At 36.2% G+C, this 26,844-nt stretch carries 18 protein-coding genes and 1 other RNA gene; 8 read left to right on the top strand and 11 right to left on the bottom strand.

What is annotated here, in order from left to right:
- Window positions 1–30: 30 nt before the first annotated feature.
- The 4 genes from FNW21_RS11040 to FNW21_RS11055 form a co-directional block, all read right to left on the bottom strand.
- The gene (locus tag FNW21_RS11040) at window positions 31–1,431 is read right to left on the bottom strand and encodes an anthranilate synthase component I family protein (protein WP_144256804.1); all 1,401 of its coding nucleotides are present in this window, start codon (window positions 1,429–1,431) and stop codon (window positions 31–33) included.
- 366 nt (window positions 1,432–1,797) lie between these two features.
- The gene (locus tag FNW21_RS11045; RefSeq protein ID WP_144256805.1) at window positions 1,798–2,361 is read right to left on the bottom strand and encodes a YceI family protein; all 564 of its coding nucleotides are present in this window, start codon (window positions 2,359–2,361) and stop codon (window positions 1,798–1,800) included.
- Window positions 2,362–2,403: 42 nt separating this feature from the next.
- Window positions 2,404–3,036 carry an NAD(P)H-dependent oxidoreductase gene (locus FNW21_RS11050; protein WP_144256806.1) on the bottom strand — a complete coding sequence of 211 codons (633 nt, stop codon included), beginning with the start codon at window positions 3,034–3,036 and terminating at the stop codon, window positions 2,404–2,406.
- A gap of 11 nt (window positions 3,037–3,047) precedes the next feature.
- The gene (locus tag FNW21_RS11055; RefSeq protein ID WP_144256807.1) at window positions 3,048–3,503 is read right to left on the bottom strand and encodes a MarR family winged helix-turn-helix transcriptional regulator; all 456 of its coding nucleotides are present in this window, start codon (window positions 3,501–3,503) and stop codon (window positions 3,048–3,050) included.
- A 331-nt stretch (window positions 3,504–3,834) separates the two neighbouring features.
- Here FNW21_RS11055 and FNW21_RS11060 point away from each other — a divergent pair, with 331 nt between their 5' ends.
- On the top strand, window positions 3,835–5,937 hold the full coding sequence (locus tag FNW21_RS11060) for a PAS domain-containing hybrid sensor histidine kinase/response regulator (RefSeq protein ID WP_144256808.1): 2,103 nt from the start codon (window positions 3,835–3,837) through the stop codon (window positions 5,935–5,937).
- 69 nt (window positions 5,938–6,006) lie between these two features.
- Here FNW21_RS11060 and trxA read toward each other — a convergent pair whose 3' ends face one another.
- The 5 genes from trxA to FNW21_RS11085 form a co-directional block, all read right to left on the bottom strand.
- Window positions 6,007–6,306, bottom strand: a complete 300-nt coding sequence (gene trxA / locus FNW21_RS11065) for a thioredoxin (protein WP_144256809.1) — start codon at window positions 6,304–6,306, stop codon at window positions 6,007–6,009.
- A 70-nt stretch (window positions 6,307–6,376) separates the two neighbouring features.
- On the bottom strand, window positions 6,377–6,559 hold the full coding sequence (locus FNW21_RS11070) for a YgaP family membrane protein (RefSeq protein ID WP_144256886.1): 183 nt from the start codon (window positions 6,557–6,559) through the stop codon (window positions 6,377–6,379).
- Window positions 6,560–6,623: 64 nt separating this feature from the next.
- Window positions 6,624–8,039, bottom strand: coding sequence for an MBL fold metallo-hydrolase (locus FNW21_RS11075; protein WP_144256810.1), 1,416 nt, complete (start codon window positions 8,037–8,039; stop codon window positions 6,624–6,626).
- A gap of 77 nt (window positions 8,040–8,116) precedes the next feature.
- A complete protein-coding gene (locus FNW21_RS11080; protein ID WP_144256811.1) occupies window positions 8,117–8,902 on the bottom strand; it encodes a sulfite exporter TauE/SafE family protein in 786 nt (261 codons plus the stop codon).
- 75 nt (window positions 8,903–8,977) lie between these two features.
- Window positions 8,978–9,607: a Crp/Fnr family transcriptional regulator gene (locus FNW21_RS11085; protein ID WP_144256812.1), complete on the bottom strand. Its 630-nt coding sequence runs from the start codon at window positions 9,605–9,607 to the stop codon at window positions 8,978–8,980.
- A 521-nt stretch (window positions 9,608–10,128) separates the two neighbouring features.
- On the opposite strand from FNW21_RS11085, the gene FNW21_RS11090 reads away from it, so the two are divergent.
- The 4 genes from FNW21_RS11090 to FNW21_RS11105 all read left to right on the top strand — a co-directional run bounded on the left by FNW21_RS11090 (window position 10,129) and on the right by FNW21_RS11105 (window position 19,626).
- On the top strand, window positions 10,129–10,443 hold the full coding sequence (locus FNW21_RS11090; protein ID WP_144256813.1) for a rhodanese-like domain-containing protein: 315 nt from the start codon (window positions 10,129–10,131) through the stop codon (window positions 10,441–10,443).
- A gap of 67 nt (window positions 10,444–10,510) precedes the next feature.
- Window positions 10,511–12,091, top strand: coding sequence for an NADP-dependent glyceraldehyde-3-phosphate dehydrogenase (locus FNW21_RS11095; protein WP_144256814.1), 1,581 nt, complete (start codon window positions 10,511–10,513; stop codon window positions 12,089–12,091).
- Window positions 12,092–12,489: 398 nt separating this feature from the next.
- Entirely contained in the window at window positions 12,490–18,621 is a 6,132-nt protein-coding gene (locus tag FNW21_RS11100) for a PKD domain-containing protein (protein ID WP_144256815.1), read from the top strand.
- 9 nt (window positions 18,622–18,630) lie between these two features.
- Window positions 18,631–19,626 carry a PorP/SprF family type IX secretion system membrane protein gene (locus FNW21_RS11105; RefSeq protein WP_144256816.1) on the top strand — a complete coding sequence of 332 codons (996 nt, stop codon included), beginning with the start codon at window positions 18,631–18,633 and terminating at the stop codon, window positions 19,624–19,626.
- Between the two features lie 88 nt (window positions 19,627–19,714).
- Here FNW21_RS11105 and ssrA read toward each other — a convergent pair.
- Window positions 19,715–20,111: a transfer-messenger RNA gene (gene ssrA / locus FNW21_RS11110) on the bottom strand.
- Between the two features lie 69 nt (window positions 20,112–20,180).
- A complete protein-coding gene (locus FNW21_RS11115) occupies window positions 20,181–21,380 on the bottom strand; it encodes a serine hydrolase domain-containing protein (protein WP_144256817.1) in 1,200 nt (399 codons plus the stop codon).
- 243 nt (window positions 21,381–21,623) lie between these two features.
- Between FNW21_RS11115 and FNW21_RS11120 the strand changes: the two genes are divergently transcribed.
- The 3 genes from FNW21_RS11120 (at window position 21,624) to FNW21_RS11130 (ending at window position 26,327) form a co-directional block, all read left to right on the top strand.
- Window positions 21,624–22,850, top strand: coding sequence for an NAD(P)-dependent oxidoreductase (locus tag FNW21_RS11120; RefSeq protein ID WP_144256818.1), 1,227 nt, complete (start codon window positions 21,624–21,626; stop codon window positions 22,848–22,850).
- A gap of 368 nt (window positions 22,851–23,218) precedes the next feature.
- The gene (gene lpxD / locus FNW21_RS11125; RefSeq protein WP_144256819.1) at window positions 23,219–24,217 is read left to right on the top strand and encodes a UDP-3-O-(3-hydroxymyristoyl)glucosamine N-acyltransferase; all 999 of its coding nucleotides are present in this window, start codon (window positions 23,219–23,221) and stop codon (window positions 24,215–24,217) included.
- 481 nt (window positions 24,218–24,698) lie between these two features.
- Window positions 24,699–26,327: an acyl-CoA carboxylase subunit beta gene (locus FNW21_RS11130; protein ID WP_144256820.1), complete on the top strand. Its 1,629-nt coding sequence runs from the start codon at window positions 24,699–24,701 to the stop codon at window positions 26,325–26,327.
- The last annotated feature ends 517 nt before the right edge of the window (window positions 26,328–26,844 follow it).

Consider the following 26,844-nt stretch of genomic DNA (forward strand, 5'->3'; position numbering starts at 1 on the left):
TCTCTTTCTTCTTGTCTCTTTTTTCTTTTTCTAAATTGTCTCCGCCAAATCCAACGCCTTATTCAACGCCAATAATTTATTATAAACCTCTTGCATTTCGCTTTCTTCGTCGGAGCTGGCTACGATTCCAGCTCCCGCTTGGCAGTGCAATTGGTGGTTTTTGCTCAAGAACGTCCGAATCATAATGGCGTGATTGAAGTTGCCTTCAAAATCCATAAAACCAATGGCACCTCCGTAAAAATTACGATTTGTTTTTTCGTAATCTTCGATCAATTGCATCGCTCTGTGTTTGGGTGCGCCGCTCAACGTTCCTGCTGGGAAAGTATCGGCAACGACTTGCATTGTCGTGGCTTTCTCGTGTAAATGTCCCGTTACTTTAGAAACCAAATGGATCACGTGGGAGAAAAACTGCACCTCTCTATATCGTTCCACTTCCACACCGTGTCCGTGACGACTCAAATCGTTTCGAGCCAAATCCACCAACATCACGTGTTCGCTATTTTCTTTTTTGTCTTCGGATAATTTTTTGGCCAAAACCGCATCTTTTTCGTCGTCACCTGTTCTTCTGAATGTTCCTGCAATAGGGTGAATTTCGGCTTTACGGTTTTTGACAATAATTTGGGCTTCGGGCGAAGAACCAAATATCTTGAAATCGCCATAATCAAAAAAGAAGAGGTAAGGCGAGGGGTTGATGCTTCGCAAAGCTCGGTAAACATTGAATTCGTCTCCTTTGAAGCCTTGGGTAAATCGGCGAGATAAAACCAGTTGGAATACATCTCCTCTATGACAATGTTTTTTTGCTAAAGCCACATTGTACTTAAACTCGTCGTCAGTTAGGTTGGAACTGCCTTCGCCATTGCGGGCAAATTTATAGGAAGCGATATTTCGGGATTGCAATAATTGTTCGATTTCGGCAATGTTGTTTTTTCCGTCCAAACTATGGCAGAAAATATAGGCTTCGTTCTTGAAATGATTGATGGCAATGATGTTTTGATAGACCGCATAATACACATCGGGAATGGTGGTTTCGGTGTCTTTTTTGGCGATAGTAACTTTTTCGAAATAACGAACGGCATCATACGAAATGTACCCAAACAAACCGTTATTGATGAATTTGAAATCGTTTTTCTCGGATTGGAACAAACCTGAAAATTCTTGAATTACTTGCGGGATATCGGTTTTGGTACCTATCAAAAGGGTTTCGGAAGTTCCGTTGGGAAAGGTTTTGAAAATAGTTTCGTTTTCGATTTTTATGGAAGCGATTGGGTTGCAACAGATGTACGAAAAACTGTTGTCGTTACCGTGATAATCGCTACTTTCCAAGAGTAAACTATTTGGGAATTTATCTCGAATTTTGAAATAAACGCTTACCGGAGTAATCGTATCGGCAAGGATTTGCTTGTGATGTGTATTTAGCGTAAATGTTTTCATTTTTATATTTTTTATTTGTGTACAAACAGGTCGAGAGCTGTATGTACTAAATGTTTTCATTTTATTATTTTGAAACGCAATAAATAGCGTTTATGCATAAAAAAAGGCTTGTCGTGATGACAAGCCTTTTATATATAGTTTAAAATGATACTACAGGTGCTTTGTTCACGACGTTTGACGTAAATTGTTCCACCACCAAGTATTATTTGTAATTGTTATCATGTTTTTTTTATTGGAACAAATATAGAAATGTAATTTGATTTTTCAAATAAAATATTCAAAAAACACTATTTTTTATGATTTTGTTAAAAAAAGAAACCCCAACAATTTCTTGCTGGGGCTTCTGAGTAGTATCTAGGATTGAAATTAGAATTTCAAAGCCACTGTCAATTCAAATTCATCAGAGATTGCTTTGTCACCAATGCTTTCAAAGAATGATTTAGAACCATATCTAATGTCGTATTTCGTACGATCTACATTGAATGTTGTAGTAGCTGAATCAGCTGTTGTAGTCAAGTCAAAAGTTACTGGATTTGTTTTTCCTTTGATGGTTAAATCAGCAGTTACAGTGTAAACATTAGCCGATTTTACAGCGATTTTTTTGAAAACTAATACTGCAGTTGGGTTTTTTTCAGTTCCAAAAAAGTCTTCTGATTTCAAGTGACCGTTTAATTTTCCTTGGTATTCTCCAGTCAAATCAGTAGCAGTCAATGAAGTCATGTCAACAGTGAACGTTCCGCCAGTTACTTTTTTTCCTTTAAAAACGATAGCACCATCTTTAAAGTTTACAGTTCCATTATGTTTTCCTGTTACTTTAGTTGCTAACCAGTTGATTGAACTTTTTGCAGCGTCAATTTTTTTAGTTTGAGCTGATACTGTGATTGTAGCGAAAGCTACTAATGCTACTGCAATTGATTTTAAGTTTTTCATGTGTAGTTTGTTTTAAATTAATATTGAATTTTGAATTAGTAATTATAAAGTGATAAATAAATCTTCGGTTGATTTTCTAACTTTTGCGTAATGTTGTGTGGCATCTTCTTCGCTACGGTATCCTATTGTTGCTACTAGACTAGCATTTAAACCACGTTCCGTTAAGCCCAGAATTTCGTTGTATTGTGCAGGAATAAAACCTTCCATTGGGGTAACATCAATTTTAAGTTCGGCAGCGGCATTTAGTAAATTCCCGAGTGCTAAATAGGTTTGTTTGGCTGTCCAAATTGGGATAACATCAGCGGGAACATTGCCTAAAAATCCTTTCATATAATCGCCATAGGGATTCACATCCGCTAGTGTTAATCCTCTCGTTGTAGCAATATTTTGAACATAACTATCAACATATTCAGTACTTACATCCGTTTTGCTAGCAAAAACAAGTAGGTGCGAAGCCTCAACAATTTGAGATTGTCCCCAAGATGCTGGTTGCAATTGTGCTCTCAATTCTGGGTTTTCAACAATAATTACTTGGTAAGGTTGCAATCCGAAAGAGGATGAACTTAAACGAATTGCTTCTTTTAAGGTGTTTAAATCTTCGGTTGAAATTTTTTTGGTAGCATCAAATTTTTTTGTTGCGTATCTCCAATTTTGATTTTCTAAAAAAGTGCTCATTTGTGTTTAATTTATTGGTTTCTGTATTTTTCTAATAATTCGTTTAATGATTCTAATTCTTGGGTATTCATGTTTTTTGAAAAAAAGATTTCGTGTTCCACCACTTTTGGATCTAATTCGTTTAACATATTCAATCCTTTTTTAGTGATTAACACTTCTATTTTTCGTCTATTTTCAGGGCAAACATTTCGAGTTACAAGCGCTTTCAATAACAACTTATCGACTAATCGAGTCGTGTTACTGGTTTTGGCAAGCATGCGTTCTTGAATGGAACACATATTGGCAGGACAGCCTTTTTGACCTCGTAATATTCGCAACACATTATATTGTTCTCCCGAAATATCATAGGGTTTTAGGATTTCGGCAAATTTATCGTTGATGACATTTTGAGTGTACAAAATGTTAAGAATGATTTTTTTTGAAATTGCTAATACCACTGTGCTTTTTATTTCTTCTTCAATTTTCATAACGGAACAATGTTATTTGTGGATACAAATGTAACACTTTTTATATTTGTATATACAAATGTGTGTTATTATTTTGTTAAAAATAGATTAATATAATGGTTGTGTTGTTTAATGTGTTGTAATTCAATTGTTTGATTTTTTGTTTAAGAGAAAAAATCGCTCCTGTAATTCCTTGGTTTCAAACCAAAACAAGCTTTTTTTTAAGTTAGGAAATGGGTTGAGGTTATTTTTTCAAATTAGAAACTCAATTTAATACAAGAAACAGCTGTTTATAAAACGAAATGCTTTGTTTTAAAGTATATTTTCTTTAGGTTTATTGCATTTTATAAAAATGATGATTTATTTGGCAACAATGGAAGAAGTTAAACCAACCTATAACGCTGTAATACAGTCTAAAGAATTGTTTCAAAATTTAATAGAAAGCAGGTCTGGAGTCTATTGGGTGTACAATTTAGACCTTTCGAAAACACTTTATATAAGTCCATCTTATGAGCTGATTTGGCAACGCAAATGTGAAGATTTGTATAGGGATTCCTCTGATTTTTTGAATGCGATTCATCCCGATGATCAACAACTCGTCATTCATGCCTACCAAAATTTGGTGCCTGAAACTCCAATGGTTATTTCGTATCGAATTCTTCGTCCTGATGGTAAAATACGCTGGATTTCGTCTAAATCAAATGCTATCATTGACCCGTATGGTGCTACCATAGAATACGGTTTTGCGGAGGATGTTACGGATTATAAGGTTTCGCAAGAGCAATTTATAGAAAATGAAAGCTTTTTGAACGAAACCCAAGTCATTGCTAATATTGGCGTTTACAGTATTGATATGAAAACATATCAATGGACACGAAATCCTATTTTAAATGAAATTTTTGGAATTGATTCTGATTTTGATCTAACCTCACAAAAATGGCTTGAAATCGTACATCCTGATTTTAGACAGTCCCTTATAGCGTATTTAATGGAGGAGGTAATTGCAAAAAGAACACTTTTTAACCAAGAATATAAAATCACCAGGGTCAATGATAATGCCGTGCGTTGGGTTCATGGTAAGGGTGCCATCAAGCGAGACGGTGTGGAGCAACCTAGTGTAATGCTGGGAACTATTCGAGATATAACTGTTCGAAAAGAACTGGAAATAGAATTGACTGTTGCCAAAGAAAAAGCCGAAAAAAATGAGCAAAATTTGCTTTTGAAAAACGAAGAATACGAAGAAATTAACGAAAGACTCATACAAACCAACACCGAATTATTGCTTGCCAAAAAACAAGCCGAAGGAGCAAATAAAGCCAAATCGGACTTTTTGGCCAATATGAGCCATGAAATTCGAACGCCTTTGAACGGAATAGTAGGTTTTAGCGAGTTGCTAATGGATACCAATCTCGAAAAAAACCAATTGGCATACATGTCTACCATTAATGAATCAGCAAATACATTGATGGAAATTATAAATAATGTGTTGGATTTTTCTAAAATTGAATCGGGAAAATTAGAACTGCATATCGAGAAAACAAATTTATTCGAATTAGCGGATCAAGTCATCGATTTGTTCAAGTACCAAGCCAATAAAATTGGAATTGATTTGTTCTTGAATATTGCTCCTGATGTACCGCAATTTATTCTAGCCGATTCCTTGCGGTTAAAGCAAATCCTAGTCAATTTATTAAGTAATGCGGTAAAATTTACTTCTTTTGGGCAAATACAATTGATTATAGATAGAGTGAAAACAACCAAAAAAAATCGAGCAATAATAAAATTTTCGGTTAAAGATACGGGCGTTGGAATCAAACAAAAAAACCAAAAGAAAATATTTAATTCCTTTGAACAAGAGGACAATTCAACGACTCGAAAATTTGGCGGATCTGGTTTAGGGCTTACCATATCCAATCAGCTTTTGGGTTTAGCCAATAGCAAACTGAATTTATTGAGTACGTATGGCGAAGGCAGTGATTTTTTCTTTTCGATACGATTTAAAGTGGCTAGCAATGAAAAAATTAAAAATAGTGATGTAATGGATTTATCAAAAACAGAAACCGTTTTTTATAATGACAGTGCGACCGTTTTCAAGATTCTAATTGTAGAAGACAATAAAATAAATATGTTGTTAGCCAAAGCTATGGTCAAAAAAGCCATTCCTAATGTCATTATTTATGAGTTATTTGACGGATTGGCAGCATTGGAGCAATTCCAAGAAATACAACCTGACTTGATTTTGATGGACATACAAATGCCTATTATGAATGGATATGAGTCCAGCATTGCCCTACGAAAACTAAATGTTACAATCCCTATTATTGCACTTACAGCAGGAATAATGTTTGGCGAAAAAGAAAAATGCCTAGAAGCAGGCATGAATGATTACATCTCGAAACCCATTATTAAATCGGATTTAGAACTTATGTTGTATAAATGGTTGGTAGCGAAGTAGTCTTGGTGCTAGCTAATTTATGGGCATCTAAATGATAGGTTCTATTTTTTTAAAGGAAATGTGAGTTGTTTAGTGACTCTTTTCTTCAATAATAGCAATCAATTCGTCTTTAGAAAGTACACCAGATTGCCGCCACAATTGTTTTCCGTTTTGAAATAAAAGCAATGTAGGGACACCTCTCACTTGGTATTGAGCCGCTATTTGTTGGTTTTTATCCACATCTATTTTTAGTATCGAAACACGTTCTCCCAAATGCTCTTTTACTTGTTTTAATACGGGAGCCAGCATTTGGCATGGGCCACACCAAGTGGCGAAAAAATCGACTAAAACGGGCTTTTCGGAATTGATAAGCGTATTGAATGCAGACATTAGATTTGTTTTTAGGATTACTATATAAAGGTAGTTTATTGTGCACAGTTACAGCCACTTTAAAATAGTATTATTGTTTTTTCTGGGTTGAAATTCCAAAAGGAACATATAGCGGACAAAATCCGATAAAACTGGTAGCCAAGAATATAAACGCCAAAACCAATAATAATATTGAAATTGAACCCGTTACAGTATTGGTAAAAAATAAAAAAGCAAGGATAAGGGCAATTAGTACCCGAATTAATTTGTCGATTTGCCCCTATTTTTTTTCTTGATACAACGTTTTAATTGATTTTTTGAATATTTTTTGAATTGAGTTAGGGTAGGATTTTACTTTGGCACACAATATCCGTTTTTGGAATCGTGGTTTTTGCAATAGCGGCAAAACCACCTTCGATTTCGGTAAAATTACGATACCCACGGGCTTGCAAAATGGACGCTGCAATCATACTGCGGTAGCCGCCAGCGCAGTGCAAAAAGAAATGTTCTTTTGGGTTAATGTCTTTTATCCATTCATTAATATACGCCAGGGGTTTGCTGTAGGCTTGGTCAATATGTTCAGCAGCGTATTCACTTTCTTTCCGAATATCAATAATGGTATCGTGTTCCAATGCTATTTTTTGTTCGAATTCTGGGGCAGTCATACGAGCAACGGTATCGGTTTCTTTGCCAGCATTTTTCCAAGTGGCAAATCCACCTTGCAAATGTCCCACGAGCGAATCAAATCCCACACGACTCAATCGGGTCACGGTTTCTGCTTCTCGACCCACATCCGTAACTAGAATGATAGGCTGTTTTACATCGGCAATAAGCGCACCAACCCAAGGAGCAAAATCGCCATCGATGCCAATGTTTATGGCTTGTGGAATGAATCCTTTACAAAAATCAGTGTTGTTTCTAGTATCCAGAATTAGTGCTCCGGTATCTGCAACAACAGCTTCGAACTCATTTGCCGATAAGGGGTTCATTCCTAAATCAAGCACGTTCTCGAAGGCGTTGTATCCTTTTTTATTCATGGCTACATTCATCCCAAAATAGGCGGGAGGGGGTAATAACCCAGTGGTTACTTCGGTTACAAATTCAGCTTCGGTCATGTTGGCGCGCAAGGCATAATTTGTCGCTTTTTGATTCCCAATGGTCGAAACCGTTTCCTTACTCATATTTTTGCCACACGCACTTCCTGCACCATGAGCTGGATAAACGATTACAGAATCTGGCAAAGTCATAATTTTATCTCGTAGCGAATGGAATAAGGTGGCTGCTAATTGTTCTTGGGTCATGCTTGCGGCTTTTTGAGCCAAATCGGGACGACCCACATCGCCTATAAACAAGGTGTCTCCCGAGAAAATAGCGTGCTCTTTTCCGTTTTCGTCCAATACTAAAAACGTACTACTTTCCATAGTATGTCCTGGCGTATGAAGAACTTTTAGTTGGATGTTTCCAATTTCAAAACGCTGATTGTCAAGAGCCACTGTAGCATCAAATTCTGGTTTAGCAGTTGGCCCATACACGATTTTTGCCCCAGTTTCCCGACTTAAATCAAGGTGGCCAGAAACAAAATCAGCATGAAAATGAGTCTCAAAAATGTATTTTAGGGTGACATTATCACGTTCTAAACGCTCCAAATAGGGTTGTACTTCTCGCAAAGGATCTATAATTGCCGCCTCGCCATTTGAAGTAATATAATAGGCGCCTTGCGCCAAACAACCCGTGTAAATTTGTTCTATTTGCATGTTCATTCTATTTTATATGGTAAAGATACTGTTGTTTTTGAGTAGCTAAAGTGACATTTGTTACACCTTCGTTTTTTTTATAAAAAGACTTCTTTGGAGAGTATATAAAGTCCCATAATAAGGATAAACCAGCCAAAGATAGGTTTGAGTTTATCGCCATTTATTTTTTTGGAAAGTTTTGTTCCAATGAGCATTCCTACAAAAGCAATTCCCGAAATGGTCAATAGAAACGAATAATTAATAGGCGTACCAAGGTATAAATCCCCCGCAAAACCTATGGAGGAGTTGATAAAAATAATGAGCAACGAGGTTCCAACGGCCTGTTTCATGGGCAAATTGGCAAAAAATAACAAAGCAGGAATGATTAAAAATCCGCCACCAGCACCCAGAAAACCCGTTACTATTCCTACCACAAATCCTATTAAGGCGAGTTGTGCGTAATTGGTTTTTGTAGTAGTAATTACAACATTTGTTTTCCGAATCATCGAAAGTGCCGCAGCCATCATTAAAACTGCAAAAACAATCATTATCAAGAAACTTTTGGATACTTGATACGAAGCAATAAAGAAAAGAGTAGCGGCAATTTTAGGAAAAATAACTTCACGAATCAATAAAATCGAAAAAACCGAAGGAATAGCAAAATATAGTGCCGATTTTATTTTGAGATTTCCCATTTTGTAATGGCTAATACAGCCTGATAAAGCGGTAAAACCCACAATAAACAACGAATAACTCGTGGCCTGTTCTGGATTTATTTTGAATAAATACACCAAAATAGGAATCGTCAAAATAGACCCACCGCCACCAATTAATCCCAATGAAATCCCAATTATAATCGAAGCAAAATAACCTATATATTCCATGCTATACTTTTTTGTTGGGTACAAAGGTCACGTAAGAATAGGATTTAAAATGTAATAAATGTCACATTGCAGAAACTAAATTTTTAAAAGTTCAATATGGTTGCGATGCAGTTGTACCAATCCGTGTTGTTCCATTTTTTTGAGTAATCTAGAAATAACTTCTCTTGAGGTATTCAAATCCGAGGCAATTTCTTGGTGCGAAAGCTTTAGATCATTGCAACCACAAGATTCTTTCTGGCGTTTTAGATAAAACTCCAATCGTTCATCCATGGCTCTAAAGGCAATGCTATCAATCACTTCCAACACTTCCTCAAAACGACTGCGGTAGGTATCGATTACAAATTCGTACCAGCTGCGGTGCTCCATCATCCATTTATCCATCAGCGGTAACGGAATGGCAATTAAGGTGGCCTCTTCGACTACTTTGGCCATGATTTGGCTCTTTTCGCTTTTGGTAGCACACACCATCGAAATGGCGCAAGCCTGTCCAGGTTGCAGGTAATACATAAAAAATTCGCCACCATCAGCATCTTCACGATAGATTTTTATTTTACCGCTGGTCACTAGAACGGTGTTTTTTATGTATTGTCCCGTTCGCATGAGCACGCTTCCTGCGGTGGCCGTTTGGTCAACCCCTTTGTCGGTAATAGCTTGAAGTAGGTCGGTTGAAAAGGATGGAAATAGTTGTTGTAGCCCGTCGTTCATTTTTAAATTTCAAAATTAAAAAACCAGTATTTTTTATATAAATATCGTTTATTTCTGTTATTTACTTCGGCAGTTGCAAAAGCTCGTTTGGGCGTGACCCTCCGTAAAAACTTCGGGTCGGGCTTTCCGTTCCCGCTTTTTTTTGACTGCCCTGTCAGGGTTCAAAACCCTGACAGGGTAGTCAAAAAAAGAGCTCCACTTCAATCCCTCACGCAAGCAAGAACCCAAAAAGGTATCGAATCAAATTCTGTAAATCATAGTATTAAGCCGTAAATATAATACAAATATATAACTGTTACGAATCGTTTTTGAGCTGCTCTTTTAGTCTTAAATGTAGTTAATAATCAAAATAGAGGTGTATAAATTAAATTTTGTTGATTTTTTTAAGAATAATTTGAGAAATACTCAATTTCATCGCTTTTTTTATTTCACTCAAACGTTTTCTTTGAATAATAATCCATTTAACAAAAAGAGCTTCTGTTGTTTGGCAAAAACATCGTATTTTTACCAAAAAACATACTATGAATTTAACACAAGAAGATTGGGTTTCTCAATTGGAAGCCGATCAAAACGCCGTATTACTTGACGTAAGAACCGAGGATGAATACAATGACGGAATTATTGAAAACGCCATAAATATTGATATTCATAAAGGGCAAGAGTTTATCGCTGCCATTGAAGCATTGGATAAATCCAAAAATTATTATGTATACTGTCGCTCGGGTGCTAGAAGTGGCAAGGCGTGCGAAATTATGAATGAAATGGGTTTTGAAAACGCTTATAATTTAATGGGCGGTATACTAGACTGGGACGGCGAAGTTGTTGCCCCAGAATAATACCATTTAATCATAGAATTTACCGCAATAAAGTTTTCTTTTTACTATTAATTGATACCAACCAAAGATGATTGCAATACCAGAAGAATACCAGATTAAAACGCTAGTAACACAAGATACGTATTTAGTTAATGGTGAGTTAAAACTATGGACAGGCAAAATGACTCCTGTATATTCCACTATATCTTCTACGGATGTCTATGAACCTACTTTATTAGGTTCTATCCCGTTTATGTCCGAGGCCGAAGCGCTAGAAGCGGTAGACGCGGCTCATGCTGCTTATAATAACGGACAAGGATTGTGGCCAACGATGAAAGTTGTGGATCGCATCAAGTGTATGGAAAACTTTGTCACTCAAATGAAAACCACCAGAACCGAAGTGGTAAAACTCTTGATGTGGGAAATAGGAAAATCATTGGGAGATTCCGAGAAAGAGTTTGATCGTACCGTAGAATACATTTATGATACGATAGAAAGTTTGAAAGAACTCAATTCTCGTTCGGCTCATTTCTCCAAAGTACAAGGCATTCACGCCATGGTACGCCGTGGCCCACTGGGAGTTGTATTGTGTCTTGGTCCTTACAATTACCCGTTGAATGAAACTTTTTCGTTGTTGATTCCTGCTTTGATTATGGGTAATCCCGTAATTTTTAAACCAGCAAAACACGGCGTTTTATTGATTTCCCCTTTGTTAGAAGCCTTTAGAAGTAGTTTCCCAAAAGGAGCCATCAATATTTTATATGGTAGAGGTCGTGAAGTAGCCTCGCCTGTAATGCAATCCGGTAAAGTAGATTTATTGGCCTTAATAGGCAATAGTAAATCAGCTATTGCTTTGCAAGATCAACATCCTAACAAAAACCGTTTGCGTTTAATTTTAGGATTAGAAGCAAAAAATCCAGCCATAATCCTACCCGATGCTGATTTGGATTTGGCCATTCAAGAATGTATCGCAGGTTCTTTATCCTTTAATGGACAACGCTGTACTGCCTTGAAAATTTTATACGTTCACGAATCCATTGCCGAAGAGTTCAACAAACGTTTTGCGGCCAAAGTGGATGGGTTGATTTTTGGAAATCCTTGGGAGAAATCAGTTGCATTAACGCCACTTCCAGAGAAAGAAAAACCAGCCTACATTCAAGAATTAATTGAGGATGCACTAGCCAATGGTGCCAAAGTTATCAATGCAAAAGGCGGCGAAACCACAGATAATTTTATATTTCCAGCCGTTTTATTTCCAGTAAATAAAGCGATGCGTGTGTATCAAGAGGAGCAATTTGGGCCTGTGGTGCCTATTTTGACTTTCAAGGATATTCAAGAACCACTCAACGATATGGCCGAATCTAATTACGGACAACAAGTGAGTTTGTTTGGTAAAGATATCAAAACCATTGCACCACTTATTGATACACTTGTAAACTTGGTTTGTCGTGTAAATTTAAACAGTTCTTGTCAGAGAGGCCCAGACGTTTTCCCGTTTACAGGACGTAAGGACTCGGCTGTGGGGACTTTGAGTATTCACGATGCATTGCGTTCGTTCTCGATTAGAACCTTTGTAGCTTCCAAAGATAATGAGTACAACAATGCGATTTTACAAGAATTGTTAAACAGCAAAGAATCTAATTTCATCAATACCGATTATATTTTGTAATTACTTTGGTTCTTCGCCATAATTAATGGAAAATCAATTTTCGGTAGCTACGGGATTCGCTAAATCTGCCAAATCTGCGGGATAAATTTTAAATTGCTTCCCGCAGATTTAGCAGATTTTTTTATGTTTCACTAATAAATTGCCTTTTTTAAATTCCACTGTTTTTGGCGAAGAACCATTACTTTATTTATAAATTGTAATTTTAAATACTGCTAACCGCCTCATTTTAGGTAATGAGGCGGTTTCTTTTTGTGGGGTAGGAGGGAATGAAAAACACTACGTTTAAAAAAAATAGTAAAAAAATAACATTGGCTTACGTAAATCCGTAAGGAAATGGATTTTATTAGCATTAGGTTTGTTGCCTATTGTATTAAAACTAAAAAACGAGCATTGCAGATATGAAAAAAATGTACATTATATTGAGTTTATTGACCGTTATCCAATTTGGATTTGCTTTAAATGTCAAAAACGTCCTACCAATCAATGAGAACATCATTTCGAAAAGTGTTTTGGCTACGCCCACAGCAAGTATTTCCGGTAGCACGAGCGTTTGTCAGGGTGCAGCATCGCCTCAAATAACGTTTACTGGAGCAGGAGGGACGGCACCTTATACTTTTACTTATAACGTAACTGGTGTACCTACAAATCAAACTATTACCACAAGTTCTGGAGATAGTGTTACTATTCCTGCTCCTACTAATGCAGCTGGTAGTTTTGTTTACACATTGGTTAGTGTGAAAGACAGCTCTAATCCATTACAAACTCAAAATCAAACAGGCACTGCAACGGTTACGGTTAATGCTCCGCCAACAGTTGATTTTACATTTACAAATGAAAATACCTGTTCTGGAACTGTGGTGCAATTTACATCTAATACTTTGGGTGCTGGGTATTCCTATGAATGGGATTTTGGTGATGGTACTAGTTCAAGTAGTCAGAATCCTAGCCATGTTTTTGAGGCTTTAGGATGTAGTATTTCGACTTTGTCAGTAAAGTTAACGATAACTGATTCAAACGGATGCTCTTCATCCATAAGGAAAAATATAATTGTAAAACAAAAACCGGATATAGGTTTTGAGGATGTAAATGCAACGAGTTCAGATAATCAATTTAGTAATTGTGAAAGAGATGCGTTATCAAACCAAGCATATACAATTAAGGTTGGAAATATTTCTAAATCTAGTAGTTGTATAACATCTTATTCTATAAATTGGGGAGATAACTCTGTTGAAAATTCTGTTGTTTTTCCAATATCACATACTTATAATTCTTTAGGTGTTTATAATATGGTAATTAGCGCAACTGCAAGTTATTCAAGTTATGAATGTATAACTTCAAAAACCTATGTTGTGAAAAATATTTCAAATCCAGCTGCGGGTATTCTTAGCCCTGGAAGTACTGCAAATATGTGTATACCGACTGATATTATTCAATATACCATTGGAAATTGGGGTCAGAATTCGCCAGGAACAACTTATTCAGTTGATTATGGCGATGGTTTACCAATTTTGTACCTTTCTCAAGATGAAATGGTTAAAACTGTATATTATAAGGTTTCAAATCCTTCTTTATCTACCAATTACCCAGTGCCCTATAGTTATACTACAAATAGTTGTCCAAAGGAAAAATTTACAATAAAGTTAGTTGTGACAAATGCTTGTAAATCTACTGAAGCACAAGTGGATGGTGGGAATACAATATCTAAAACAGTTGCCGATTTTACTGCTCCAAAAAATTATTGCTCAACTTCTCCAGTTACATTTATAAATAATTCTACTCTTGGATATGTTAATAGTTCTTGTAAAAAAGAAGCAAAATTCCTATGGAATTTTGGAGACCCAGTAAGTGGAACTTCAAACACCATTAATTCAGGATTTGTTGATAATAATCCAAATGTAAGTCATACTTTTTCAGGACCAGGGGTGTATATTGTAACTTTAACAGCTCAAAATTCTTGTGGAAAAACAACAAAAACACAACAAATCTGCATTGAACCCTCACTAACTAAACCAACAATTACTTTAACACCAGCCAATGCTAGTAATTGTGCTCCGTTAAAAATAAATGCGTCAACCCCTAATGTTGTGTCAAATTGCATTACACCCATTCAGTATTTATGGACAGTAACGCACACCGATTTAGACTGTGATGTTTTGGCAACTGATCCTACTTATTTAAATAGTACGACTTCGGCTTCTCAAAATCCAGTATTCAATTTTGCAACCCCAGGAACTTATTCTATACAGTTAAAAATGACTAATTCGTGTGGTGTAGTTGAGTCACTAGTTCAGACCTTAATTGTTAAAAAACCGCCAGTTGTTAGCGTTAACTCAATTACTGATTTATGTGCAGGTAATTCAGGTACAACAACAATAAGTCCAACTGCCAATGTTAAAAACTGTGGTTTTGCTACATCCGAATTAATTTATAATTGGAGTTTTCCAGATGGTACACCAGCAACTTCTAGTCAGGTTTCACCACAAGTAACATATACGACTGGAGGTTCAAAAACAGTTTCATTATTTATATCTACTACTAATGGATGCGCTAATTCTGTAATTAGTAATCAAAACTTTGTAATTGGCACTGCCCCTAATTTAAATACTTTAAGTCCGGTCACACAAGTCATTTGTTCCGGTTCAACTACAACAGCTCTGCCCTTAACTGCCCAAAGCGGTACAACTTTTTCTTGGTCTGCCACAACAGTTCCTGCGGGAGTAAATGTAAATCCTTTGTCAGGAACTACGAATTTAATCCCAGCTTTAACAATGACTAATTCAAATAGTCAACCTAAAACGGTTATATTGACTATTAATTCAACTTTAAATGGATGTTCTTCCACAAATACTTATAATGTTACCGTAAATCCTGCACCTTCAATAACGCAACCAACAGGGAGTTTAATTTGTTTGGGTGGAATAATAACTCCGCTATCTGTTTCAATATCGCCAACCCCAACAAGCGGAACTGCAACCTACAAATGGTATTTTAACAAAAATGGCGATACCAATATTGCAACTTCAACTTTAGTAAATACTTCCACAATTGATGGAAATTATACACCTTTATCCACTTTAGAAACTGTTTATTATTTTTGTGAAGTTACTTTTTCTTCTGTTGGAAGTTGTCAAAATTTAAAATCAAATGCCGCTTCGGTCATTGTAAATAGAGTTGTAAGCATAAGCACTCAACCATTAGCTACACAAAGTCTATGTGTGGGAGGAACAATTCCAACTCCGCTATCGGTAATTCCAACTGGTGGAACAGGAACCGCCAGTTACCAATGGTATTCTAATACGACCAATTTGAACACGGGAGGTACACTAATTCCAAGTGCTACCAACGCTATTTTTACGCCAACCGTTTTTGCAACAATCGGCAGTTATTACTATTATGCAACAGTATCTTTTTCAGGAAATGGTTGCGGTTCTATAGCTAGTAATACTGCCGAAATTATGGTGGTTAGCAACCCAATAGTTACTGTGCAACCTTTAGTTTCTCAAACCTTATGTCAAGGCGCTACTCCAACAAATTTGACGGTAGTAGCAACTGGAAGAATTGGAACTTATTCCTACCAATGGTTTTCTTCTGTTTCCAATTCAAATTCGGGAGGGATTTTAATTTCAGGAGCAAACAACGTTGTCTTTACACCTCCAACCGATGGTGTTGGAACACTTTATTATTATTGTGTGATTACCCAACCTGGTGTTGGTTGCGATGTAACAAGCGCAACTGCAAAAGTGACCGTAAATATCTCACCTGCATTTACAACAACGCTGTCGTCAAGTCCTATTTGTTTGGGTCAAACCCCGTCACCATTAACAATTGTTACCAATAGCGATTCATTATCACCCAATTATCAATGGTATTCCAATGCAACCAACTTAAATTCTGGAGGAACGCAACTTTCGGGTGCAAACAATGCTACTTTTAATCCTCCAGCAACTCCATCTGGAACAATGTACTATTATTGTCAAGTTACTTTTTCGTCAATGGTAGGAAGTTGTTCTATAATAACGTCAAGCCCAGCGGAAGTAATTATTAATCCAAATCCAGTTATTTCTAATAAAACTACTCTAATTTGTAGCGGTAATTCTTTTGCAATTTCTCCCGACAATTTAAGCGGAGACCTTGTACCCGTTGGAACTACCTATACTTGGTCGAATCCTACTATTTCTCCTGCTGGTTCTATAACAGGAGCTTCGGCACAGAACATACAGCAAAGTAATATTAGTCAAAACTTAATCAATACTACAACGAATCCTGCAATAGTTACGTATACGGTTAGCCCATTATCCGGAGTTTGTAAAGGAATTCCTTTTGCGGTAATAGTTACTATTAATCCGGCCATTTCGCCCAATGTAACTCCAACTAATTGTACTTGTTTTGGTGTCCATACTGGAGCTATACAAACCAATATTACGGGTGGAATTCCGCCATACATCATTTCTTGGACAAGTTCAAATGGATTTACTTCTTCTGCACCGAACATAACTAATTTATATCCTGGCGATTATACTCTTTCTATAACAGATCAGGGAGGTTGCCCAATTAATGAAACGTTCACCATCAAAGAACCCGCTGAAATCATCATTACCACCGATTTAGAAAAAGACATCACGTGTTTTAATGCAGCCAATGGTGAAATAAAAATAACCTTATCGGGTGGCACTTTAAATTATAAAATCAATTGGACAAAAAACGGAATCCCTTATGCCACTTCAGAATACCTCTCCAATTTAAGTCCCGGAACTTATGTAGTTACCGTTTCGGATGCCAATAATTGCAGCCTCAAAACGGCTACATTTACCATAACCGAACCGCCTGTTTTAGCAGTAAGTTTACTAAACAAAACTAACATATTGTGTTTCGGACAAGCCACTGGAGTTATCGATGTGGATGTTACTGGAGGAACGTTTCCTTATACTTATTCTTGGACAAACTCCAATGGATTTAGCAGTTTCAATGAAGATTTGACGAATGTTTTGGCGGGAACTTATACTGTATTGGTTACCGATAATTTGGGTTGCGCCAAAACAATAAGTATTACATTAACGCAACCAACCGAAATTAAAATTACAGCAACCACTACTCCAATCATTTGTTATGGAGGAAATGACGCGTCAATATCCTTAACCATAGCGGGAGGAATTTCGCCTTACAACATTGCGTGGAGCAATTTGGGAACGGGCACTTTTCAAAACAATCTTTCGGCGGGAGATTACACCATTACGGTTACCGACAACAATAATTGTTTGCAAACACTGAAGGTAAATATTCCCGAAGCTCCCATTTTTACGGTCAATCCAGTAGTCAAAAACATCAGTTGTTTTGGATTGAATAACGGCAGTATCAACCTCAATTTTGTGGGTGGTATTGCGCCTATAAAATTGACTTGGAGTGATGGCTCTACTGCTGGAACGACTCGAAATAATTTAAAACCAGGAACCTATACCGTAACCATTATAGACAGCAAACCCTGCACCATTGTTCGAACTTTTACCATTTTAGAACCGCAGGCCTTGGTGCTTTCGGCCAATTTAACCAATGCTTTAGACTGTAACAATGCCAATACTGGCGCTATAAATCTTTTGGTTTCTGGTGGTTCAGCGCCTTTTACTTATGCTTGGTCTAACGGCGCAACAACCGAGGATTTAGTCAACATTCCAGCAGGAAATTATTTGGTCACCGTAACCGATGTTAATGGTTGCTCCAAACAAGCCCAATATAGTATCAACCGACCTCCACCCATCGTTACTAGCGTGGTTACCAAAACTGATTTTGATTGTGATACCAAATCCGTAAAACAAACTTTTGTCGCCCAAGTTTCAGGAGGAGTTCCCCCTTATAAATTGAATTGGTCTAGCGGAATTGTTAGTGGAATCAATAACGAATTGATGAATACCACTCAAAACGGGACAGTGATTTTATACGTTACCGATGCTTTGAATTGCCCTGATAGCTATAGTTTTACTGTTGCTATTCCAAAACTTGGAGTGCCTTCCTTTGAAACTAATTCGTATGCTTACCTAACCTACGGAACGTATTCAATAAGCGACCCCATTCAATTTACCAACACCAGTTCCGAAACCTATGTAAGTATTGCTTGGGATTTTGGAGATGGAAGTGTTTCAAATGAAGAAAATCCGTTACACACTTTTGTAAAAGAAGGTAATTATTTGGTTACTCAAACAGTTACTTATGCCTATGGATGTGTGTATAAAAAGACGCTAACATTAAAATTAAATAAAGGCTATCAATTGATGGTTCCAAATGGTTTTACACCCAATTTAGACGGTATAAACGAAACTTTTAAACCTGTTTTTATGGGTATAACCAGCATAGAAATAGCCATTTATGACACTTGGGGTGAGTTGGTTTATTCCGAAAAAGGGGCGACACTAAAAGGTTGGGATGGTACAATAAAAAGTAAAGAATCCGAAAATGGCAACTATTATTATAAAATAAAAGCCACTACTTTTTACGGAACTATACTAACAGAAAATGGTCCTTTTACTTTAATCAAATAAAAATATTTCATGAAACTTAAACTTATAACCTTTTTACTACTTTGGAGTATTTCTTTAAAAGTAAACGCTCAAGATCCCATTTTTACACAGTCGTTTATGGTTCCTGAAACCTTGAATCCTGGTTTTACAGGTTTTTTAGAAACAACTACCACAGGAATATTACACAAAACGCAATGGCCAGATTTGAACTTTAGAGTAGAATCTGATTTTGGTTTTTTTAATACTTGGTTAGAAAAAGCCAATAGTGGTATTGGTGTGAGTATTTTAAATCACCGAGAAAAATTCACAAACTATAATTTTACACAAGTTAATATTAATTATGCTTATCGAGTACAACTTACTGACGAATGGTTTTTTAGACCTGCTATAGAAGTGGGATTTGGAAATAAATCTTATGGTTTTCAAAATATTATTTTAGAAGATCAAATGAATGTTGGTCTTGGAACAATTGCTAATTCAAGTATTGATCCACTGTTGTTAAATGACAAGGTGACGTTCTTTGATTTTTCGGCGGGAATGCTTTTTAATAAAGAAAATTCTTGGTTTGGAGCAACATTAAAACATATCAATAAACCTAATATATCTTTTGCTGCCAATGGAAATGTCCCGCTTGAAATGTTTTTTTCGGCTACTGCTGGCTATGAATTTTTGTTGGGAGATTATATTGATATTACATATTTTCCGTATGAAACAAAAATGCTTATCACTTCTAATTACATGAATCAAGGAAAATACAGCCGGTTTGATTTGGGAGCAGGACTTGTTTTTAAGAAATTCTTTTTTGGAGTTACAGCCGCTACAAATCCGAGTAAAAAAACAAATTCAAGTCATTTTTTAACCTCTATAAATCCCTATGGTGGCTTACAATACGAACATTTTAAGTTTGGGTATTCCTATGATTTTAATACTTCAAATATTGGTAATACAGGTGGGATTTATGAATTATCAGTTATTTATCAATTCGATTTAAGCGTAAAATGTTTTGGATGCCCTAATTATTATTAATTAAATAGCTTTATAAATCCAGATAAATAGTTTTTCAAAAAGCAGTTATAAAAAAAAACCTTTGTAAATCGAATGATTACAAAGGTTTAAGTGGAGTCGCCGGGAATCGAACCCGGGTCCAAACAAGCAACTAAAAGGCTTTCTACGCGTTTATTTCCTGATTGGATTTTCGATGTTGTGTTTGGCCAGAAACAGCCGCACAACACTTATCTTCTTAATTTCGAAATCCACCCGAAGCGCACGGAAATCTAGGTCTATTTTTACGGTTCCCCTGTATTGACCGCCACAAACCAAGGCTTTCAAGGAGAATCCAGCTTTCCTATCTGATAGGAACGTGGCGTAATCGTACTATAATTCGGATTATGCAGCTAAAGCGTAGTTATTTTCGCCGTGTAAATGTGTAAGATCTTATATTTACGAGCAAGGTCTCAATGCTCGACGTGCTTACTTCTCAATTCGACTTGCTGTCAAAACCAGTCGACCCCATTTTTTATTCAAGACTGCAAAGGTAACTCCTTTTTTATGAATTTTTCCTAATAGTTGTTGGCTAATTTTTACTCGTCACCAAAATTAAAAGGATAATCGCCAAACAGCTTTGATAATTTCCGAACCGCATAGGTTTGTTTTGTAAATTTATTTGAAAGCGCAATTATGGTTACCTTTTCCTTCATCAACGGGATGTACGATGAGGTGTTTCCGTGCCACCATCCGTTATGAAAATAAAAGTTTTGACCCGTATCCCAATTCACCATTCGGATGCCAAGACCATAATTTTTGGTTCCTTTGTGCTCATTGCTATATCCAGTATAGACTTGCGCCAATAATTTGGGCTCCAAGAAATCAGTAGCATTTCTAGCACGATCAAATTTTAATAAATCTCTTGGTGTTGAATAAATGTTTTTATCCCCATATACACCGTCTAAATAGTCAATTCCAATTTCGACACGATTGCCTTTATAGGACGGTACAATTGTTTTTTTATCCTTTTCGATATCAAAAACAAAGGTGTTTTTCATGCCCAATGGTTTAAAAATAATGGTATTCATGGCTTTTTTATACGGCATTTTAGTAATTTTTTCAATAACCAAAGCCAGCATGGCATAATTAGTATTGCAATACGCAAATCGAGTACCTGTTTTTTGTTCTAAACCAATATTTTTGGTGCCCATAATAGTCAACAAGTCTTGATTGGTTAGCGTTTTGTGGCGATCCCAAACATTTGGATCTCGATCCGTAAAATAGGAATAGCTACGCATTCCACTTCGGTGCGAAAGCAGGTTTCGAATGGTCACTTCTGGATACGGAAATTCTTTCAAAATGGTGGTTACTTTTTGATCTAAATCAAGTCTTTTGGCATTCACTAATTTTAAAATTGCTGTTGCTGTGAGCACTTTGCTTACAGAGGCGATATGAAGTGGTGTCTCGCTAGTGATGGAATCTTTGGTTCTAAAATTAGCGAGTCCTTCGTATTTTTCGTAAATAATTTGACCATTTTTAGCAACCAAAAAACTCCCATTCATACTATTATTAGGCCAGTTTTTACGGTAAAATGAATCTATTCGACCTCGCGTTTCGCTGATGTAAGCTGTTGTTAATTGGGGACTTTCGTTTGTTAAAGGCTTCATTGTAGGCAACATATTCTTGGGAAGTTGCGCATCACTCAAGACCGTAATTTTTTTCTCTTTGCTACAAGAACTTATCATCACGATAAGGACAAGGATTTGTAGTATATTTGCTTTTTTTATAAAATTCATTTGGCTGTATCTAGTAAAACAAATATATAGAATCAATCGCTTTTGAGATCCTTTTTTTTCGTTAAAGTACTCTTTATTTCCTTTCTTTTTTGCTTTGTATACTATAGTAGGTTGGTCATCAGGTTGTAATGGTTTTTGAATTTATTTTTTATGAAAAAAAAAGTAGTTATTTTGTTTTAAATGTTATATTTGTAACAAATAAACAAATTAAAGTTATATTTATTTATATTAAAAATGCAAAAAATGAAATTTGGAATTTTAAAAGAAAGAAAAAATCCGCCAGACCGTAGAGTTGTTTTTTCTCCAAATGCGGTAATTAGACTTCAAAAAGCGCATCCAGAAGTTTCGGTAGTGGTTGAACATGCCGATAATCGAGTTTTTTCGGATTTGCAATACCAGAGTATGGGAATTACCGTGACAGATTCGGTTGCTGATTGTGATATTTTGTTCGGAATAAAAGAAGTTCCCGTTGCTGATTTGATTCACAATAAGGCCTATTTCTTTTTTTCGCATACTTTAAAAAAACAACCTCATAATCAACAATTATTGCAGGCAATTTTAGCAAAAAACATTGATTTATACGATCACGAAACCATAGTCGACGATCAAAACAAACGATTAATTGGTTTTGGAAAATACGCAGGTATGGTGGGTACTTACAACAGTATTCGCGCGTTTGGAATAAAATTCGAATTGTTCAAAATGCCAAAAGCCGAAACCCTTTCGGGAAAAGAAGCATTGATTGTACAATTGAAGCGGGTAATTCTTCCGCCATTAAAATTTGTAATTACAGGAACAGGAAAAGTAGGGAGCGGTGTCAAAGAGATTTTGGATGCCATTAAAGTAAAAGAAGTTTCGGTCGAAAATTATTTGACCAAAAACTACACGCAACCTGTTTATACTCAAATCGATGTGTTGGATTACAACCAGCGTCACGATGCTCGAGTGTTAGATTGTAACGATTTTTACACAAATCCACAGGAATATAAATCTAATTTTGAACGGTTTACCAAGGTATCGGACATTTATATTACGGGGCATTTTCATGCCAATGAAGCCCCAGCAATCTTGACTCGTGAAATGCTTCAAGCCAATGATTGCAAGATAAAAGTTGTTGCTGACATCTCATGTGACGTCAATGGTTCTATTGCTTGCACGTTGCGATCAACCACTATTGAATCACCATTGTGCGGCTATTTGCCAAGCGAAAATAAGGAAGTTGATGTTTTTCATCCAGCGGCTATTGTGGTTATGGCAGTTGATAATTTACCATGCGAACTCCCCAAAGATGCCAGCGAAGGTTTTGGCGAAATGTTCCTAGAACATGTGATTCCCGCTTTTTTTAATGGTGATGCCAACGGAATTCTCGAACGAGCCCGAATGACACAAAACGGAAAATTAACGCCTCGATTTAGTTATTTGCAAGATTACGTTTCAGGAAAAACTAGTGGTATTTTAGAACAGATTTAGTAAAGTTCACACACAAAATAAAGTATTTTAGCCCAGCTTTTGTTGGGCTTTTTTATGGAAGTCAATCAAATAAGCAAGCTAAAAACGTTGATTACAAAACGAAATAACCGATGTGTATTTGTTAAAATCAGGATCAGCCTTGTACTAGTTATTCGTTTTCAATAAAAGAAATGCAATACTTTTTTAAATACAGTGTTCTAGAGTATTTGTGATGTAAAACCGATTAAAAATGTATTTGTTTAACCAAAAAATCTATTTTTAATTGGTTTTTAGGATATTTTGTTATTGTATTCTTAAGAACATTAGGTAATTTAAACCAAATTCACTTTATTTGAAGAATATACCACAACTCAATCCCAAATTATTAAATGAAATCCTATTCTATTCAAGAAATTAATGATGTATTAAAAGGCACTATTGTTGGCGCCTATTCTCAAAACATTACGGCACCAGAACAACTAGAAATGGCCACCGCAACCGAGATTTCATTTATAGGAAATAAAAAATATGAAAAATATTGGGAAGCCTCCAAGGCAGGTGTGGCAGTTGTAAACGATGATATTTCTATTGAACCAGGAGCGAACAGAGCTTTTATAAAAGTTCAAAATGCTGATTTGGCCATGTCGCAAATTCTAGCACTTTTTGCTCCACCAGCTCCCGTTTTTGCTACAGCAATTCATCCATCGGCTGTTATAGATCCTACTGCTAGCATAGGTAGCGGCACTCAAATAGGTGCTGGAACCTACATAGGACCCAAAGTAACTATTGCCGAAAACGTAATTATATACCCAAATGTTACTATTCTTGACGAGTGTACTATTGGTAAAAACACCATTATTTGGTCAGGAACTGTTGTTAGAGAACGTTGTCATATAGGTAGTCATTGCATCTTGCATCCCAACTCCACTATTGGTGCGGATGGTTTTGGTTTCCGTCCTTGTCCTGAAAGAGGCTTGGTCAAAATTCCACAAATAGGTAATGTTATTTTAGGAAATGGAGTAGAAATAGGAGCCAATTCGTGCGTAGATAGAGGTAAGTTTAGTTCTACCGTTTTAGGCGATGGCTGTAAAATTGATAATTTAGTTCAAATAGGGCACAATAGCAAACTAGGACGTTTTTGCATCATGGCGGGACACAGCGGATTGGCTGGTTCAGTGACCCTTGGCAACGGCGTTATAATTGGTGGTAGTGCTTCTATAAAAGATCATGCTACCATAGGTGATGGAGCCACAGTAGGAGCAGGGTCGGGCGTAACTTGTGATGTACCAGCTGGTAAAGTTGTTTTGGGATATCCTGCTGTCGAAGCTCGTGATGCGCTCAAACAATGGGCGATTTTAAAACGATTGGTCAATGATTCTAAAAAATAAACACTTTTTTCTAAAAAAAAATAACAAAAAACAGAAGTCCGCTTCTGTTTTTTGTTTTCAAATAAAAGGATTTTTATCAATCCATTTCGAATTTCAAATTTGAATTTTGTCTTTTACAACAATACTTTTTGAATTTGAAAAATTGAATTTTGAATTTTATTTGAAATTTGTTTTTTGAATTTTGTCTTTTTGCAATAATACCTTTTGAATTTGAAAAATTGAATTTTGAATTTTATTTGAAATTTGTTTTTTGAATTTTGTCTTTTACAACAATACCTTTTGAATTTGAAAAATTGAATTTTGTCTTTTACAACAATACCTTTTGAATTTTGTCTTCTACAACAATCCATTTAGATTTTGAATTTTTTAAAGAACTAAATTTTGGTATTGTTTTTATAATCTCCCTGCCGAATCGGAATTATCCCATTGCTTTTTTGTAAATTAGCATTACTTATTTTTATAAAAAAATCATTCTCTCAATATGGATTTAAACTTCAATAAAAACGAAGATCATAATAAACTGTTGCTTTCTAATTTGCGTCAAAAACTGACAAAAGTAAAATTAGGTGGCGGCGAAAAACGAATCGCCAAGTTGCACGCCGAAGGCAAAATGACAGCTCGAGAACGCATTGATTATTTATTAGACGACAAAGCCAAAAGTATTGAAATTGGCGCTTTTGTTGGTGATGGAATGTATGCCGAACATGGCGGTTGCCCATCAGGAGGAGTAATTGTAAAAATAGGCTACATCAGCGGCAAACAATGTGTTGTAGTAGCAAATGATGCTACCGTAAAAGCAGGGGCTTGGTTTCCTATTACAGGTAAAAAAAATCTTCGCGCCCAAGAAATTGCCATGGAGAATCGATTGCCTATTGTTTACCTTGTCGATAGTGCTGGGGTTTATCTTCCTTTGCAAGACGAAATTTTTCCTGATAAAGAACATTTTGGACGCATTTTTAGAAACAATGCCTTGATGAGCAGTATGGGAATTACCCAAATTTCGGCAGTTATGGGTAGTTGCGTTGCAGGTGGAGCGTATTTGCCTATTATGAGCGACGAGGCTTTGATTGTCGAAAAAACAGGAAGTATTTTTTTGGCGGGAAGTTATTTAGTCAAAGCTGCCATTGGCGAAAGCATTGACAACGAAACACTTGGTGGTGCAACTACACACTGTGAAATCTCGGGAGTTACGGATTATAAAGTCAAAGACGACGCCGCAGCTCTCGACAAAATAAAGAGTATACTAGCCAAAATTGGCGATTATGACAAAGCGGGTTTCAATAAAGTTAAACCTGAAAAACCTGCATTAGACGAAAATGAAATTTATGGCATTTTGCCAAAAGCCAGAAATGAGCCCTACGATATGATGGAAATCATCAAACGATTAGTTGATAATTCCGAGTTTGAGGCTTACAAAGAAGGATACGGGCAAACAATTCTTACTGGTTATGCTCGTATTGAGGGCTGGGCTGTAGGTATTGTGGCAAACCAACGAAAAGTGGTCAAAACCCAAAAAGGCGAAATGCAATTGGGGGGTGTTATTTATTCGGATTCAGCGGATAAAGCCACTCGTTTTATTGCCAATTGCAACCAAAAGAAAATTCCATTGGTTTTTATTCAAGATGTTACGGGTTTTATGGTGGGTTCAAAATCCGAGCATGGTGGCATTATAAAAGATGGTGCCAAAATGGTTAATGCTGTATCCAATTCGGTTGTGCCCAAATTCACAGTAATTGTAGGTAATTCCTATGGTGCAGGGAATTATGCCATGTGTGGCAAGGCTTATGATCCAAGACTTATTTTTGCATGGCCAAGTGCTGAACTTGCTGTTATGGGTGGCACTCAAGCCGCCAAAGTATTGGCACAAATAGAAGCTTCTTCGCTCAAGGCAAAAGGGGAAATCGTAGATGAAACCAAAGAAAAAGAATTATTTGACAAAATAAAAGCACGCTATGACGAGCAAGTTTCACCGTATTATGCCGCTTCACGCTTGTGGACGGATGCTATTATAAATCCGCTTGATACCAGAACTTGGATTGCTATGGGAATCGAAGCTGCTAATCATGCGCCAATCGAAAAGAAATTTAATATGGGTGTGATTCAGGTTTAAATAAAAATGTTGCTACGAATTTAAAGAAAATGGGAGTATTTTGACAAAGTGAAGCTAACTCGAATAGACACTAATTGTTTCTTTTCGCCACAAATTTAACAAATTAACACAAATTATGATTCTTCGCCTAAAACAGTGGAATTTTAAGAAGGCATTTGTTTTCAGGTATTAAAAGAATCTGCTGAATCTGCTAAATCTGCGTGAAAAATGGCACGCAGATTTAGCAGATTTATCTAATGAGTTGGTTATCGAAATTTGATTTTCCACTAATTATGGCGAAGAGCCCAAATTATATTGGATTGAAAATTACACGAATTCAATCGAAAATGGAAATTAAAACTGAAAAATACAATCAATAATTATCTGTAAAAGTTTGATTTTTAAGTATTTTAAAAGAGTTAGGCAGAATTAGCACAATTTTTTAATTTTTAAAATTGAATTAGCTGAATTTTAATGATTCTAATTGGATTTGTGTAATTAAAAACCATATTTTTTCTTGTAAATTAGTATAATTGCT

It is taken from the genome of Flavobacterium restrictum, from assembly GCF_007097245.1.
Taxonomy (GTDB): domain Bacteria; phylum Bacteroidota; class Bacteroidia; order Flavobacteriales; family Flavobacteriaceae; genus Flavobacterium; species Flavobacterium restrictum.